Below are 15,625 nucleotides of genomic sequence, written 5' to 3'. Positions count from 1 at the left end.
GGTAGGTGACCCGAAAGTAACTCCGGGTCGGGGCCCCTGTCTCCCGCGGGCCGGGCGCGCGATCTAGGGTGACGCCATGCGTGTGCATGTGGTCAGTGACGTACACGGCAACAGCCGGGACCTCGCGGCGGCCGGAGCCGGCGCCGATGCCCTGGTCTGCCTCGGTGACCTGGTCCTTTTCCTTGACTATGCCGACCACTCGCGCGGCATCTTCCCCGACCTCTTCGGTGTCGCGAACGCGGACGCCCTGGTCGAACTGCGCACCGCCCGCCGCTTCGAGGAGGCTCGCGCCCTGGGCCGCGAGCTGTGGGGCGAACTGGACCGTACGGGCGTGAGCCGGGAGTCGGTCATCGAGGGCGCGGTCCGCCGGCAGTACGCCGAACTCTTCGCCGCCTTCCCGACTCCCACGTACGCCACCTACGGCAACGTCGACATACCGCGCCTGTGGCCCGAGTACGCCGGAGCGGGCACCACCGTCCTGGACGGCCAGCGGGTGGAGATCGGCGGCCGGGTCTTCGGGTTCGTCGGCGGCGGCCTGACCACCCCCATGCGCACGCCCTACGAGATCAGCGACGAGGAGTACGCCGCCAAGATCGAGGCGGTCGGCGAGGTGGACGTGCTGTGCACCCATATCCCGCCCGACGTCCCCGAGCTTTGCTACGACACCGTCGCCCGCCGCTTCGAGCGCGGCAGCGCCGCCCTGCTGCACGCCATCCGCACCACCCGGCCGCGCTACTCCCTCTTCGGCCATGTGCACCAGCCGCTCGTCCGCCGGGCCCGGATCGGGGGCACGGAATGCGTCAATGTCGGCCACTTCAACGCGACCGGGACGCCCTATGTCCTGGAGTGGTGAGCCCGGAAGCCTCTGGTCGTGAGCCCGGCGCAGCGGGCCGGCCGGCCGCCCCGCCCCGTCGTTCCGGGCCTGCTGGTGTCCGCCCGCGTTCCCCCGCGCGGTAGCCTTCAACAGCAGAGACACCGCGTTTCAGCAAGTCGGCGGACCGACATGAATCGGCATGGAGGAGTCACGGCGATGGCCGAACACACCAGCTCGAGCATCACGATCGAGGCGGCACCCGCCGAAGTGATGGGAGTGATCGCCGACTTTGACCGCTACCCGGAATGGACCGGAGAGGTCAAAGAGGCAGAGGTGCTCGCCAAGGACGACCGCGGCCGCGCCGAGGAGGTGCGCCTGCTGCTGGACGCCGGAGCGATCAAGGACGACCACACCCTCGCCTACACCTGGACCGGTGAGAACGAGGTCAGCTGGTCCCTGGTCAAGTCCCAGATGCTGCGCGCCCTCGACGGCTCCTACCGCCTCTCCGCGCTCGGCAACGGCGTGCGGACCGAGGTGACCTACCAGCTCACCGTCGACGTCAAGATCCCGATGCTCGGGATGATCAAGCGCAAGGCCGAGAAGGTCATCATCGACCGTGCGCTGGCCGGGCTGAAGAAGCGCGTCGAGAGCGGCCACGACGGCCCCGAGACGCCCACCGACGAGGCCAAGAAGCTCTGAGCGTGCGCACCGTCCTCGTCACGGGCTCCGGCGGTGCGGGCCGCACCACGCTCGCCGCCGCGACCGCCCTGGCCGGCGCCCGCCGGGGTGAGCGGGCCCTGCTGCTCACCACGGGGAGCAGCGCACCGGAAACGGTGCTGGGCACGCCCCTCGGCGCCGACGCGCCCACCCCGATAGCCCCCGGTCTGCACGCCCGCCGTATCGACCCCGGCGACCGCTTCCGCCAGGAGTTCCTCGCCTTCCAGGAGCGCGCCGGCGCCGCCCTCGACCTGCTCGGCGCCGCCCCCCTCGACGAGGACGAACTCACCGAACTCCCCGGCTCCGAGGACTTCGCGCTGCTGCACGCGCTGCGCACCGAACACGCCTCGGACGACTGGGACCTCGTCGTCGTCGACATGCCCTCGGCCGCCGAAACCATCCGGCTGCTCGCCCTGCCGGCCCAGGTGCGCCGCTATCTGCGCCGGCTGCTGCCGCCCGAACGGCAGGCGGCCCGGGCGCTGCGCCCGGTGCTCGCCCAGCTGGCCGGCGTCCCGATGCCGGCCCAGAAGCTGTACGACGCCGCCGAGCGCTGGGAGACCGAACTCGCCGCCGTCCAGCGGACGATCGACGACCCCGGCACCTCCGTACGCCTGGTCACCGAGGCCGGTCCGGTCGCCGCCGCCACGCTGCGCAGCGTCCGCGCCGGACTCGCGCTGCACGGCCGGCGCACCGACGGCGTGGTCGTCAACCGGCTGCTGCCCACCGGCTCGGCCGACCCGTTCCTCGCCGCGCTCTCCGGCAGCCAGCAGACCGCCCTCAAGGCGCTGCGCGAGGAGTTCCCCGACGTCCCCGTCCATGAGGTGCCGCACCTGGGCCGCGACCCCCAGGGTGTCGACGAGCTCGACGAGTTGATCGGCGGCCCGGCGGGCGGGACCGGTGCGGCTGCGCCCGCCGACGGGCCGCACCCCGACCCCTGGACCGTCGAGGACCGGCTGGCCGCCGACGGCATCCTCGTCTGGCGGGTGCCGCTGCCCGGTGCCGAGCGCCGGGGCCTCGGCCTGGTGCGCCGCGGCGACGAGATCGTGGTCACCGTCGGCCGCTACCGGCGGATCCGTACGCTCCCCTCCGCGCTGCGCCGCTGCACCGTCTCCGGCGCCGGACTGCGCGACGGCGCCCTGGAGATCCGCTTCACCCCGGATCCGGATCTGTGGCCCAAGAGCGACTGAACGCGCTACCACCGTTCGGGTAACGTCGGGGGTGGGCCCCGCCCCGACGTGCCCGTCCCGCACTGCTTCGCCGTACCGCCTCGCAGCAGGAGTCACGGAGTTCCCCATGAGTGATGCCACCGAGCGCCCCGCCGACCGCCCGTCCGATGCCGACGCCTGGGCGACCGCCTGCGCCGAGGACCTCGCGGCCGAGAAGGCCCGGCACCGCGCCGCCCACGGCCCGCAGCCGGGCAGCGCCGCCGAGGAACTGCGCAAGCTCGCGGAGGCGGTGACCGACAAGCTCGCCGGTATCCAGCTGCCCGGCGCGCTCGGCGGGATCGCCGCACAGGGCGCCGTCAACCAGCTGTTCAAGCAGGCCAAGGCGGCCGTCGAGCCGGTCATCGAGCGCAACCCCGACATCTTCGACCACCTCGCCGCGGCCGGCTCCGAGCTGCTCGCCGCCTACCGCTCCGCCGTCGAGGGCAGCGAGCGCCGCTGGACCCGCGAGGACCTCGGCGACCGGCCCGACGCCCGCCGCGAGGACGATCCGCGCGACGACGACGGCCCCACCGGCACCGAGCGGATCGACCTCGACTGAGCCCTGGGGGCCTTTGGTGTACGGGAGGTGTCCCTCCTTCCACAGCCCGAAGAACGTGGGCGGCCCCCCTCCCTCCGGTACGGTGGGACTCGGCGGGGTTCGAGCGAAAAACTGAGGGACACATGGGACTCACCATCGGCGTCGACATCGGCGGCACGAAGATCGCGGCCGGCGTGGTCGACGAAGAGGGCTCGATCCTTGAGACGTGCCAGGTGCCGACTCCGCATGCCACCGATGCGCTGACCGAGGCCATCGCGGAGGCGGTACGCACCGTCGGCGCGGGCCATCATGTCGAGGCCGTCGGCATCGGTGCCGCCGGTTATGTCGACGAGAAGCGCGCCACGGTCCTGTTCGCACCGAACATCGACTGGCGCCATGAACCGCTCAAGGACAAGGTCGAACAGCGCGTCGGTCTGCCCGTGGTGGTCGAGAACGACGCCAACGCGGCGGCCTGGGGCGAGTACAAGTTCGGCGCCGGCCAGGGGCACAGCGACGTCATCTGCATCACCCTCGGCACCGGCCTCGGCGGCGGCATCATCATTGGCAACAAGCTGCGCCGTGGCCGCTTCGGCGTCGCCGCGGAATTCGGGCACATCCGGGTCGTCCCCGACGGTCTGCTGTGCGGCTGCGGCAACCAGGGCTGCTGGGAGCAGTACGCCTCCGGCCGCGCCCTGCTGCGCTACGCCCGCCAGCGCGCCTTCGCCACCCCCGAGAACGCCCAGATCCTGCTCGCGCTCGGCGACGGCACCTCCGAGGGCATCCAGGGCCGGCACGTGAGCGAGGCCGCCCGCCAGGGTGACCCGGTCGCCATCGACTCGTTCCGCGAACTGGCCCGCTGGGCCGGCGCCGGGCTCGCCGACCTCGCCTCGCTCTTCGACCCGTCCGCGTTCATCGTCGGCGGCGGCGTCTCGGACGAGGGCGAACTGGTCCTGGAGCCGATCCGCAAGTCCTTCCGCCGCTGGCTGGTCGGCAACCAGTGGCGGCCGCACGCCCAGGTGCTCGCCGCCCAGCTCGGCGGCAAGGCAGGTCTGGTCGGCGCGGCCGACCTGGCGCGCCAGGGCTGACCGCCACCGGGCGCGCGCGGCGCCCGCTCCTCCGTACGGCACCGTCCGTCGCGCCCCGTGGGGGAGCGGCGGGCGGTGCTCTATCTTGGCCCGCGTGACCCTCCCGGTGAGAGGACCTGCCGCCGTGATCCCGCTCCCCGCCTCCGCCACCGAGCCCGGCCCCGCCGCCGGGGCATCAGGACGCGGCGGTGCGGCCGTGATCCGGGTGCTCAGCTACAACATCCGCTCGCTGCGCGACGACCGGACGGCACTGGTCCGGGTGATCCGGGCCTGCGCACCCGATCTCGTGCTGATCCAGGAAGCGCCGCGGTTCTTCCGCTGGCGCAAGGCCGCCGAGCGGCTGGCCCGCGCGGCCGGTCTGGTGTACGTCACCGGCGGCGGCACGACCGCGGGCCCGATGATCCTGTCCACCCTGCGCGCCCATGTGGAGCGTACGGAGGAGGTGCTGCTGCCCCGCACCCCCGGGCTGCACCAGCGCGGTTTCGCGATCGCCGTGGTCCGGATCGGCGGGGCCCGGCTCGGGGTGCTCAGCTGCCATCTCAGCCTCGCCGACCGGGAGCGCTACACCCAGGCGGGGCTGCTGCTGGAGCGGCTGGCCGCCCTGGACGTGCCGTACGCCGTCGCCGGGGGTGACCTCAACGACCGGCCGGCGGGCCGCAGCTTCCGGCGGCTGGCGGGGGCGCTCACGGACGCCTGGGCGGCCGAGCCGTGGGGCGGGGAGTTCACCTCCACACCGCACGACCCGCATCAGCGGATCGACGCGATCTTCACCACGGCGGGCGTGGAGGTCCTGGGCTGCGGGGTGCCGCACGGGCTGGCGGGGGTACGGGAGGCCGACCTGCGGGCCGCCACGGATCATCTGCCGGTGCTGGCCGCGCTGCGGGTGCCGGCCAGCGGCTGACTCACACCACCGCGCCGCTGCCCGGCAGGTCGTTGTCGTCCTCGTCGTCGTCCTTCATCCGGGCCACCAGGGTGGCGAAGCCGCCGAGGAAGCCACCGATGCCCAGCACCGTGATCCACCACGTCACCGGCTGCTGGAAAAGCACCATCGCGACCAGCAGCAGCGGGCCGCCGATGACCGCGAGCCAGGCGAACTTGGTGGTGACATCGGCCGTCGGCAGCGGGGGCGGCTCGGGCGGGGTGAAGTGGCCCTCGTCGGTCTCGTCGAAGTCGTCGTCGGACGCTTCCGAGGGGGTCCAGTTGCGCGGGCCGACGCCCGGCGCGAAGACGACGAAGCTGCCCGGACGCGCGGCGTCGCCGGTGCCGTCCTTGGCTCCGGTGCCGTCCTTCCCGGCCGTGTCGGACGGGGCGGCACCCTCGGGCTTCTCGGCCGTGGCGTCCTTGCCGTCCTTGCCGTCCGCCCCGGCCGTCCCGTCCCCGCCGTCACCGCCGCCCGCGGGGAACGACGGCTGCTCGCCGTACCCCGCCACGATCTCGGCCCAGGCGGCCTCTTCGTCCAGCGGGTCCCGGGGGTCGTGGGGGCTACGCTCCGCCACTGGCCGCCGTCCCCTCCTGCGCCGCGTCCGCCGCCTCCGGCGCGAGCCGGGCGATGAAGGCGAAGGTGTCCCGGAAGATCTGCTCGGCGTCGTGGTCCAGCGTCGCCACGTGGTAGCTGCGCTCCAGCAGCGTCTGCCGGACGTCCGTGGAGGAGACCCGGGCGAGGATCCGCTCGGAGTCCGCCGCCGGTACGACATGGTCCTGTGGGCTGGTCATCACCAGCAACGGCTGGGTCACGCCCGGGAGTTCGGAGTCGACCTGGCCGAAGAACCGGCGCAGCGAATGCGCGGCGTGCAGCGGCACCCGCGCGTAGCCGACCTCCTCGGCGCCGGGCTTGGCGATGTCGCTGACCACGCCCTTGGTGGTCCGTACGAGATGCCGCAGCACCGGGAGCAGCGGGGCGGCCGCGTCATGGAGCTTGTTGGCCGGGTTGACCACCGCCACCCCGCTGATCGCGTCGCCGTGCTTGGCGGCCAGCCGCAGCGCCAGCGCACCGCCCATCGACAGGCCGCAGACGAAGACCTTGGAGCAGCGCTCGGTCAGCGCGCGCAGCTCGCGGTCGACCTCGGCGTACCAGTCCTGCCACGTGGTGAGCTGCATGTCCTGCCAGCGGGTGCCGTGACCGGGCAGCAGCGGGAGGGCGACCGTCAGTCCCCGGTCGGCCAGATATTCGGCCCAGGGGCGGACGGACTGGGGGGAGCCGGTGAAGCCGTGGCACACAAGGACGCCGACCTCTCCGCCGTCACGGCGGAACGGCTCGGCTCCGGGAAGGAGCGGCACCGGGTGTCTCCGATCGATGAGGGGCTGGCGAGTTACCTCAGGGTACGCAAAGTGACGGCAAGCGGGTAGGTCCGGCGGCGGCCGCGGCGCCAGTGCGCCACCGGGGCAGGTTAAGGTCTTTGCGTCACACACAGGAGGCAGTGGGTTGATCTACGGCGCAATGAAGTTTTCCATCGGCGGGTCGCTGAAGCTTGCCTTCAGGCCCTGGGTGGAAGGCATCGAGAACATCCCCGCCGAGGGTCCGGCGATCCTCGCGAGCAACCACCTGTCCTTCTCGGACTCCTTCTTCCTGCCCGCGGTACTCGACCGCAAGGTCACGTTCATCGCCAAGTCCGAGTACTTCACCTCCCCGGGCGTCAAGGGCAAGCTGACCGCCGCGTTCTTCAAGGGCGTGGGCCAGCTGCCGGTCGACCGCTCGGGCGGCCGCGGCGCGGGCGAGGCGGCCATCAAGAGCGGTATCGAGGTCCTGGAGCGCGGTGAGCTGTTCGGCATCTACCCGGAGGGCACCCGCTCCCCGGACGGCCGGCTCTACCGCGGCAAGCCGGGCGGGCTGGCACGGGTGGCGCTGGCCACCGGTGCGCCGGTCATCCCCGTGGCGATGATCGACACCGAGAAGGTGCAGCCGCCGGGCAAGATCGTGCCGAAGATGATCCGGCCGGGCATCCGTATCGGCAAGCCGCTGGACTTCACCCGCTATCAGGGCATGGAGGGCGACCGCTTCATCCTGCGGTCGGTCACCGACGAGGTCATGTACGAGATCATGAAGCTGTCCGGCCAGGAGTACGTCGACATCTACGCGACCGCGGCCAAACGGCAGATCGCCGAGGCGGCGAAGGCCGAGGCGAAGCAGCAGGCCGAGGCGGAGCAGGCCAGGAAGGCAGCCGCCGAATAGGCGGGCAGAGCCGAGTCCGGGCGCGGGTGCGCCCGGCGACGGGGGGAAGCCGGCAATGACGGATGCGGAGATACGGGCCGTGCGCGGCGGCCCGGCGGCCAAGGGCAGGAGCAAGCCGCCGAAGGTGCTGCGGATGTCCGTCGAGCTGCCGCTGTGGCGTGCGCTCACCGGCTACCGGATCCTGACCCTCGTCTACGCCCTGTGCCTGGCCGGGCTCTCCTACTCGCAGTACGAGCACCCGCTGGGCGCCGTCGCCTACATGGGCGCGCTCACCGTCTGGATGGCGCTGACCTGGCGCCGGACGACCTCCGCGGAGCGCTGTACCCGGCACTTCCTGCTCGGCGACCTCGGGTTCGCGGTCGGCGGCATCCTGCTCACCCCGCTGGTCGACACGCACGCCCGCATCATGGACGGGGCGCCGACACTGCCCTCCATCTGGACGGCGGGCGCCGTCCTGGGTTTCGCGATCAAGGGCGGCTGGCGCTGGGCCGCGGTGGCGTCCAGCGCGGTGGCGGTGGCCAATCTCATCGAGCGCCAGGAGCCGGCCCGCGACACCGTCCACAACGTGGTGCTGGTGTGGGTGGCCAGCGTCGCCATCGGCTATGTCGTCGAGGTGGCCCGGGCCAGTGAGCGCACCCTCGCCCGTGCCCTCCAGATAGAGGCCGCGACCCGGGAGCGGGAGCGGCTGGCCCGTGACATCCACGACAGCGTGCTCCAGGTCCTGGCGATGGTGCAGCGGCGCGGCGCCGCGATCGGCGGCGAGGCGGCCGAACTGGGCCGGATGGCCGGGGAGCAGGAGGTCGCGCTGCGGACCCTGGTAGCCGGCGGGCTGGTGACGCCGCCGCGCGGGGTCGGGCCGGACGGCGCGGCGGGGACCGTGCCGCACCCGGCCGACGGGAGCGAGCCGGCCGACGGGGATGCCGCCGCTCCGGCCGCACCGGCGCCGGAGCCGGCCGGTGACGGGCCGTGCGACGTCCGGGCGCTGCTCGCGCCCTTCGCGGGCGCCGGGGTGACGTTCTCCGAGCCCGGTGCCCCGGTCGTGCTGCCGGCCGCCGCGGCGGCCGAGCTCGCGGCCGCTGTCAGTGCGGCGTTGGACAATGTGCGGGTGCATGCGGGGGACGGGGCCCGCGCCTGGATCCTGGTGGAGGACGAGCCGCGGGCGGTGATCGTGACGGTCCGCGACGACGGCCCCGGGATTCCCGCGGGCCGGCTCGCGGACGCCGAGCGCGAGGGCCGGATGGGGGTGGCCCTGTCGATCCGCGGCCGGCTGCGGGACCTGGGCGGCGCCGCGGAGTGGGTCTCGGTCCCGGGCCAGGGCACGGAAGTGGAGTTGACGGTCCCCAAGGGCACGGCGTCCGAGGGCGGAAGGCGGGGGAAGGCGAGAGCGTGAGCGAGCGCAGCACGGAGCGGGACGAGGCCGCGCGGGGCGGGGTGCCGGCATGAGCGAGCAGACGGCCCTGAAGGTCATGGTGGTCGACGACCACCCGATGTGGCGGGACGCGGTCGCGCGGGATCTGGCGGAGGCCGGGTTCGACGTGGTCGCGACGGCCGGTGACGGCCTCCAGGCGGTGCGCCGGGCGCAGGCCGCCGCGCCCGATGTGCTGGTCCTGGACCTCAATCTGCCGGGGCTGCCGGGCGTGCGCGTCTGCAAGGAACTGGTCGGCGCCCGTCCGGCGCTGCGGGTGCTGGTGCTGTCCGCGAGCGGTGAGCACGCCGATGTCCTGGAAGCGGTCAAGTCCGGGGCGACCGGCTATCTGCTGAAGTCGGCGAGCACGGCGGAACTGCTGGACGCGGTCCGGCGCACGGCCGCCGGCGACGCGGTGTTCACCCCGGGCCTGGCCGGTCTGGTGCTCGGTGAGTACCGCAGGCTGGCGACCGAGCCGGCCCCGGCCACGCCGGACGAGCCGGGCGCACCGCAGCTGACCGACCGGGAGACCGAGGTGCTGCGGCTGGTCGCCAAGGGGCTCTCGTACAAGCAGATCGCCGAGCGCCTGGTCATCTCGCACCGCACGGTGCAGAACCACGTCCAGAACACCCTCGGCAAGCTCCAGTTGCACAACCGCGTGGAGCTGGTGCGGTACGCGATCGAGCGCGGTCTCGACGAGGCGTGACCGGCGCGTTCACCGGCCGGACCGGCCGCGGCCGGCGACAGTCCGCTCGTACGGGTGAACGCCTCGTCCCAACTCCCGGACAATTCACCGGCATCACCGTTTGTCCCATCCCTGAGTGACCCAGATCACCATTAGCGTGACCGGGGTCGGATCAACCCGGCCGTGTGCGTGCGGCCACTGACGGGATGTAGGTGAAGCAGCGATGCGGGTCGGAGTACTGACCGGCGGCGGCGACTGTCCGGGTCTGAACGCGGTGATCAGGGGCATCGTCCGCAAGGGCACCCAGGAGTACGGATACGAGTTCGTCGGCTTCCGGGACGGCTGGCGCGGGCCCATGGAAGGCGACACCGTGCCGCTGGACATCCCGGCGGTGCGCGGCATCCTGCCGCGCGGTGGCACCGTCCTCGGCTCCTCGCGGACCAACCCCTTCAAGGAGAACGACGGCGTCCGCCGGATCAAGGAGACGCTCGCCAAGCACGAGATCGAGGCGCTGATCGCGATCGGCGGCGAGGACACCCTCGGCGTCGCCGCCCGGCTCTCCGACGACTACGCCGTCCCCTGCGTCGGCGTCCCCAAGACCATCGACAACGATCTGTCGGCCACGGACTACACCTTCGGCTTCGACACCGCCGTCGGCGTCGCCACCGAAGCCATCGACCGGCTGCACACCACCGCCGAATCCCATATGCGGGTGCTGGTCGTCGAGGTGATGGGCCGGCACGCCGGCTGGATCGCGCTGCACTCCGGTCTCGCCGGGGGCGCGAACGTCATCCTCATCCCGGAGCAGCGCTTCGACATCGAGCAGGTCTGCCGCTGGATCGACTCCCGCTTCAAGGTCCGCTACGCCCCGATCGTGGTCGTCGCCGAGGGCGCGATGCCCAAGGACGGACAGATGGTGCTCAAGGACGACTCCACGGACTCCTTCGGGCACGTCCGGCTGTCCGGTGTGGGGGAGTGGCTGGCCAAGGAGATCGAGGCGCGGACGGGCAAGGAGGCGCGGACGACGGTCCTCGGGCACACCCAGCGCGGCGGTACACCGAGCGCCTTCGACCGCTGGCTGGCCACCCGCTTCGGGCTGCACGCCATCGACGCGGTGCGCGACGGCGACTTCGGGAAGATGGTCGCGCTGCGCGGCACGGACATCGTCCGGGTGCCGATCGCGGAGGCCACCGCCAAGCTGAAGACGGTCGACCCGGCGCTGTACGCCGAGGCCGGGGTGTTCTTCGGCTGACCGGGTCGCTGACCCGGCCGCTCACCGCTGCCGCCGCCTCGCATCCCGGGCGGCGTCGCCGGGCGAGGGGCCGTATATTCGCCGTACGCGGCATATCCGGCCTCTCGCCCACAGAGCGGGAGATTTCGAACCGGCGGAAGAACCGGGAGAGCTCGTGGAGATCGTCGCCTTCGGCGTGCAGACGGATGAGCAGCCGTTCCTGGAGCGGGCCTTCGCCGGCCGTCACCAGGTCCGCAGCCTGGATGTCTTCCTCAACCGCGACACCGCCCCGATCGCCCGCGGATACGAGATCGTCAGCTCCAGCGTCAACGCCGACCTGGGCGCGGATGTGCTCCAGACCCTCGCGGCCGGCGGAACGAGGATGATCGCCCAGCGTTCCACCGGCTTCAACAACATCGATCTGGAGGCCGCGGCCGACCTCGGGTTGAGCGTCGGCCGGGTCGCCCACTACTCGCCCCACGCGGTCGCCGAATTCGCCTGGGCGCTGGCGCTGGCCGTCGACCGGCGGCTCGTCCGGGCCACGAACCGCACCCGTAACTTCGACTTCCGGCTGGACGGCCTGATGGGCCGCGATCTGCGCGGGCGGACGGCGGGGGTGCTCGGCACCGGCAAGATCGGCACGGCCTTCACCCGGATCGCCCATGGCTTCGGCATGAACCTGCTGGGCTGGGACCTCGCCGAGAATCCGCACTGTGTCGAACTCGGCATGAAGTACGTCGCCCGGGAGCGGCTGTTCGCCGAGGCGGATCTGGTCACCCTGCACCTCCCGCTGGTGGACGACACCCGGCATCTCGTCGACGCCGCCGCGCTGGCCGCGATGAAGGACGACGCGATCCTGATCAACACCAGCCGCGGCGGGCTGGTCGACACCGTGGCCCTGGTCGACACGCTCAAGGCCGGCCGGCTCACCGGCGTCGGCCTGGACGTCTACGAGGAGGAGGCCGCGTTCTTCTTCTTCGACAAGTCCCTGGACATCATCAGCGACGACACCCTCGCCCGCCTGATGACCTTCGGGAACGTGCTGGTCACCTCGCACCAGGCGTACTTCACCCAGGACGCGGTGGGCCAGATCATCGAGGCCACCGTGGCCAACGTCGAGGACTACCTGGCCCACCGCACCAACGAGAACATGCTGGTCACACGAGGACAGCTGCCAAAAGCTGCGCCGTGACCGAGGCCCCGTCCAGGGTCAGCACCGACTCCGGGTGGAACTGCACCCCCGCGAAGCCCGGACCGCGCAGCGCGTGCACCTCGCCGGTGGCCGCGTCCCGGCTCAACTCCACGCGGTGCATCGCCAGTTCGGCCGCGGTGGTGTCATCGCAGCGGGCCGTGAAGGTGTTGTAGAAGCCGACCGTCTCCTCGCGCCCGAAGAACTCGATCCGCTCCTGCGCGCCCTGGAAGGGCACCTCCTTGCGGACGATCTCCAACCCCAGCTCCGCGGCGAGGAGTTCATGGCCCAGGCAGACGCCGAGGAGACCGTGCCGGTGCTCCGCGAGCAGCTCGGCGGTCAGCGACCGCAGAAAGCGCATCTTGGGGTCGGCGGCGTCGGACGGATCGCCCGGCCCCGGGCCCAGGACCACCGGCCCCTGGTGCGCACGGGCGGCCGCGCGCAGCCCCGGCTCGTCGAAGCGGCGCACGGTGACGGTCAGCCCCGAGGTGCGCAGCAGATGCGCCAGCATCGCGGTGAAGGTGTCCTCCGCGTCGATGACCAGGGCGTGCCCGCTCAGCTCGGCGGTGGGCGCGGTGGTCTGCATCCGCAGCCAGAACGGCGCCAGATCGGCCCGGCGGGCGTCCAGCGCCGCGCGCACCCGCGGGTCGTCGGCCAGCCGCGGCGGCCGCCCGCCGTCCGCCGGGCGCGCGGGCGCCGGCCGCACACCGAGGGCGCTCAGCACCCCCGCGGCCTTGGCGTGGGTCTCGGCGACCTCGCTGCGCGGGTCGGAGCCGCGCACGAGGGTGGCACCGACCGGCACCCGCAGCCGCCCTCCGGCGGAGATATCGGCGGTACGGATCAGGATCGGCGAGTCCAGTGTCTGAGCGCCGCCGGTGTCCCGCCCGATCAGCGCCAGCGCCCCCGCGTAGTAGCCGCGCCCCCGGCCGCCGGCGTCCACCGGCTCATGCCGCTCGATCACCCGGCAGGCGTTCTGCACCGGCGACCCGGTGACCGTCGCCGCGAACATCGTCTCCCGGAGCACCTCGCGCACATCGAGGGTGGACCGGCCACGCAGCTCGTACTCGGTGTGCGCGAGATGCGCCATCTCCTTGAGCCGGGGCCCGATCACCACCCCGCCCTTGTCGCCGACGGTGCACATCATCTTCAGCTCCTCGTCCACCACCATGGACAGCTCCTCGACCTCCTTGCGGTCGTCGAGGAACGCCAGCAGGCTCTCGGCGGTGGGGCCGCCCTCCGGGTAGCGGTAGGTGCCGCTGATCGGATTCATCACGACCGTCTTCCCGGACATCCGTACGTGCACCTCGGGGCTGGCGCCGACCAGGGTGCGCACCCCCGGGATGTGCACCACATAGGTCCAGTACGCGCCGCGCTCGCCGGCCAGCAGCCGCCGGAACAGCGCGAGCGCGTCGGCCGCCGAGAAGTCCGCGATCCCGCCCTCGAACGTCCGGCGGATGACGAAGTTCGCGCCCTCGCCGGTGCCGATCTCGTCCCGTACCACCCGCCCGACGATCCCGGCGTAGGCGTCGTCGTCCACGTCGAACGCCCCGTCCGTCACCCGCACGTCATGGGCGGGCAGCGCCGCGAGGATGTCGTCCAGCGGCAGCTCGGCGGTCTCCCGCGGACGCAGCACGGCCAGCGGGGTGCCGTCGTCATGGGCCCGGAAGCCGCGCTCGCGGATCTGCCGGAACGGGATCAGCGCGAGCGCGTCCGTCACCGGCGCGTCCGGCACGCCCTCGCCCAGCGGGATGTCGGCCAGCCGCTCGACCTCCGTCACCTCGCCGGTCAGCACCTCGATGGTGGGGGCGGCGTCCCGCCCCGGGGTGCGGCGGTGCAGCAGGGCGAACGGCGGGCAGGCGGGGTCGAGCAGCCGCTGGGCGAGCGCGGCGGCGCCGGCGGGGGGCTCGTGGTGCATGGCGGGGGTTCCTTCCAGGAGAGGAGGAACGGCCGCCGGAAAAGGCTGAAGGCCGCCCCTCGGGCGGCCTTCGCGAAGTGTGGGTGTGCGCGCGAATCAGTGGGCCGCCGGATGAGCGGTCCACCACCAGTTGCTGTTCAGAGCAGGTCGCGTACACATGGGGCGCACCCTACCCGACCCTCCGAGTGCCGTGCGTCTCAAAGTCCGGATGCCGGGCCGGACAGTCTGCCGGGACCCCGTAATGTGGGCCTTGTGACCGTGAACGCTGAAACCCACGCCGGTGGCAACACCTGGCAAGACCTGCCCGCGGCGCAGCAGCCTGACTGGCCGGACCAAGAGGCTCTGCGCGATGTGATCGCGGAGCTCGAGTCCTATCCGCCGCTCGTCTTCGCGGGCGAGTGCGACCAGCTGCGCGAGCGCCTGGGAGCGGTCGCCCGTGGTGAGGCGTTCCTGCTTCAGGGCGGCGACTGCGCGGAGGCCTTCGACGCCGTATCCGCCGAGCACATCCGTAACAAGCTCAAGACGCTCCTCCAGATGGGCGCCGTGCTGACCTACGCCGGGTCCGTCCCGGTGGTCAAGGTCGGCCGGATCGCCGGCCAGTACAGCAAGCCGCGCTCCAAGCCCACCGAGACGCGTGACGGGGTGACGCTGCCGACCTACCGCGGTGACTCCGTCAACGGCTTCGAGTTCACCGAGGCGGCCCGGATCCCGGACCCGCAGCGGCTGAAGCGGATGTACCACGCCTCCGCGGCGACCCTGAACCTCGTGCGCGCCTTCACCACCGGCGGTTACGCCGACCTGCGGCAGGTGCACGCCTGGAACCAGGACTTCGTGAAGTCCTCGCCCTCCGGACAGCGCTACGAGGCGCTGGCCCGCGAGATCGACCGCGCGATGAACTTCATGAACGCCTGCGGGGTCAACCCGGAGGAGTTCCGCACCGTCGAGTTCTACGCCTCCCACGAGGCGCTGGTCCTGGACTACGAGTCCTCGCTGACCCGCGTCGACTCGCGCACCGGCAACCTCTACGACGTCTCCGGCCACATGGTCTGGATCGGCGAGCGCACCCGTCAGCTGGACGGTGCGCACATCGAGTTCGCCTCGCGCATCCGCAACCCCATCGGCGTCAAGCTCGGCCCGACGACCACCGCGCAGGACGCGCTGACGCTCATCGAGCGCCTCGACCCGGAGCGGGAGCCGGGCCGGCTGACCTTCATCACCCGCATGGGAGCGGACAAGGTCCGCGACAAGCTCCCCGAGCTGGTCGAGAAGGTCACCGCCTCCGGCGCGCAGGTCGCCTGGATCTGCGACCCGATGCACGGCAACACCTTCGAGGCCGCCTCCGGTCACAAGACCCGGCGCTTCGACGATGTGCTGGACGAGGTCAAGGGCTTCTTTGAGGTCCACAAGAGCCTCGGCACGCACCCGGGCGGTATCCACGTCGAGCTCACCGGTGACGATGTCACCGAGTGCGTGGGCGGCGGCGACGAGATCTTCGTCGACGACCTCCACCAGCGCTACGAGACCGCCTGCGACCCGCGGCTCAACCGCAGCCAGTCGCTGGACCTGGCGTTCCTGGTGGCGGAGATGTACCGCGATCAGTGAGGCGAGTCGCCGCTGACCTGCACCGACGGTCAGGGACATAGCAGAGGTGGGGGGGGGGGGGGGGGGGGGG

15 protein-coding genes are annotated in these 15,625 nt (G+C 72.4%); 12 read left to right on the top strand and 3 right to left on the bottom strand.

From position 1 onward, the window contains the following. Window positions 1–76: 76 nt before the first annotated feature. The 6 genes from AC3EUV_RS36080 (at window position 77) to AC3EUV_RS36055 (ending at window position 5,260) form a co-directional block, all read left to right on the top strand. Window positions 77–853 carry a metallophosphoesterase family protein gene (locus AC3EUV_RS36080; protein WP_432146767.1) on the top strand — a complete coding sequence of 259 codons (777 nt, stop codon included), beginning with the start codon at window positions 77–79 and terminating at the stop codon, window positions 851–853. A 177-nt stretch (window positions 854–1,030) separates the two neighbouring features. Further along, on the top strand, window positions 1,031–1,513 hold the full coding sequence (locus AC3EUV_RS36075; RefSeq protein WP_435604734.1) for an SRPBCC family protein: 483 nt from the start codon (window positions 1,031–1,033) through the stop codon (window positions 1,511–1,513). A 2-nt stretch (window positions 1,514–1,515) separates the two neighbouring features. Next, window positions 1,516–2,718 (top strand): ArsA family ATPase, encoded by a 1,203-nt coding sequence (locus tag AC3EUV_RS36070; RefSeq protein WP_432146765.1) that lies wholly within the window; start codon window positions 1,516–1,518, stop codon window positions 2,716–2,718. Between the two features lie 106 nt (window positions 2,719–2,824). Further along, a complete protein-coding gene (locus AC3EUV_RS36065; protein ID WP_432146764.1) occupies window positions 2,825–3,295 on the top strand; it encodes a DUF5304 domain-containing protein in 471 nt (156 codons plus the stop codon). A 122-nt stretch (window positions 3,296–3,417) separates the two neighbouring features. After that, window positions 3,418–4,359: an ROK family glucokinase gene (locus AC3EUV_RS36060; protein WP_432146763.1), complete on the top strand. Its 942-nt coding sequence runs from the start codon at window positions 3,418–3,420 to the stop codon at window positions 4,357–4,359. Between the two features lie 124 nt (window positions 4,360–4,483). Next, window positions 4,484–5,260, top strand: a complete 777-nt coding sequence (locus AC3EUV_RS36055) for an endonuclease/exonuclease/phosphatase family protein (RefSeq protein WP_432146762.1) — start codon at window positions 4,484–4,486, stop codon at window positions 5,258–5,260. Window position 5,261: 1 nt separating this feature from the next. On the opposite strand, the gene AC3EUV_RS36050 is transcribed toward AC3EUV_RS36055, so the two are convergent. Together AC3EUV_RS36050 and AC3EUV_RS36045 are read right to left on the bottom strand one after the other, a co-directional pair. After that, the gene (locus AC3EUV_RS36050) at window positions 5,262–5,855 is read right to left on the bottom strand and encodes a hypothetical protein (RefSeq protein WP_432146761.1); all 594 of its coding nucleotides are present in this window, start codon (window positions 5,853–5,855) and stop codon (window positions 5,262–5,264) included. Beyond that, on the bottom strand, window positions 5,842–6,636 hold the full coding sequence (locus AC3EUV_RS36045; protein WP_432146760.1) for an alpha/beta hydrolase: 795 nt from the start codon (window positions 6,634–6,636) through the stop codon (window positions 5,842–5,844). The genes AC3EUV_RS36050 and AC3EUV_RS36045 overlap by 14 nt, the downstream gene beginning before the upstream one ends. 160 nt (window positions 6,637–6,796) lie before the next feature. On the opposite strand from AC3EUV_RS36045, the gene AC3EUV_RS36040 reads away from it, so the two are divergent. The 5 genes from AC3EUV_RS36040 (at window position 6,797) to AC3EUV_RS36020 (ending at window position 12,041) form a co-directional block, all read left to right on the top strand. Next, window positions 6,797–7,528 carry a lysophospholipid acyltransferase family protein gene (locus AC3EUV_RS36040; RefSeq protein WP_387247378.1) on the top strand — a complete coding sequence of 244 codons (732 nt, stop codon included), beginning with the start codon at window positions 6,797–6,799 and terminating at the stop codon, window positions 7,526–7,528. A 55-nt stretch (window positions 7,529–7,583) separates the two neighbouring features. After that, entirely contained in the window at window positions 7,584–8,918 is a 1,335-nt protein-coding gene (gene macS / locus AC3EUV_RS36035) for a MacS family sensor histidine kinase (RefSeq protein ID WP_432146759.1), read from the top strand. Window positions 8,919–8,967: 49 nt separating this feature from the next. Continuing rightward, on the top strand, window positions 8,968–9,639 hold the full coding sequence (locus AC3EUV_RS36030) for a response regulator (RefSeq protein WP_435604733.1): 672 nt from the start codon (window positions 8,968–8,970) through the stop codon (window positions 9,637–9,639). A 202-nt stretch (window positions 9,640–9,841) separates the two neighbouring features. Then, complete coding sequence (locus AC3EUV_RS36025) at window positions 9,842–10,870, top strand: 6-phosphofructokinase (protein ID WP_432146757.1); 1,029 nt, start codon at window positions 9,842–9,844, stop codon at window positions 10,868–10,870. Between the two features lie 154 nt (window positions 10,871–11,024). Further along, window positions 11,025–12,041, top strand: a complete 1,017-nt coding sequence (locus AC3EUV_RS36020; protein ID WP_432146756.1) for a 2-hydroxyacid dehydrogenase — start codon at window positions 11,025–11,027, stop codon at window positions 12,039–12,041. Here AC3EUV_RS36020 and AC3EUV_RS36015 read toward each other — a convergent pair. Continuing rightward, a complete protein-coding gene (locus AC3EUV_RS36015; RefSeq protein WP_435604732.1) occupies window positions 12,007–13,953 on the bottom strand; it encodes an anthranilate synthase family protein in 1,947 nt (648 codons plus the stop codon). The genes AC3EUV_RS36020 and AC3EUV_RS36015 overlap by 35 nt on opposite strands. Before the next feature lie 258 nt (window positions 13,954–14,211). Between AC3EUV_RS36015 and AC3EUV_RS36010 the strand changes: the two genes are divergently transcribed. Further along, a complete protein-coding gene (locus AC3EUV_RS36010) occupies window positions 14,212–15,555 on the top strand; it encodes a class II 3-deoxy-7-phosphoheptulonate synthase (protein WP_190146092.1) in 1,344 nt (447 codons plus the stop codon). The last annotated feature ends 70 nt before the right edge of the window (window positions 15,556–15,625 follow it).

The organism is Streptomyces sp. bgisy130, from assembly GCF_057708345.1.
The sequence above is the reverse complement of the archived record's forward strand: the minus strand, read 5'-3'. Positions and strand labels throughout refer to the sequence as shown.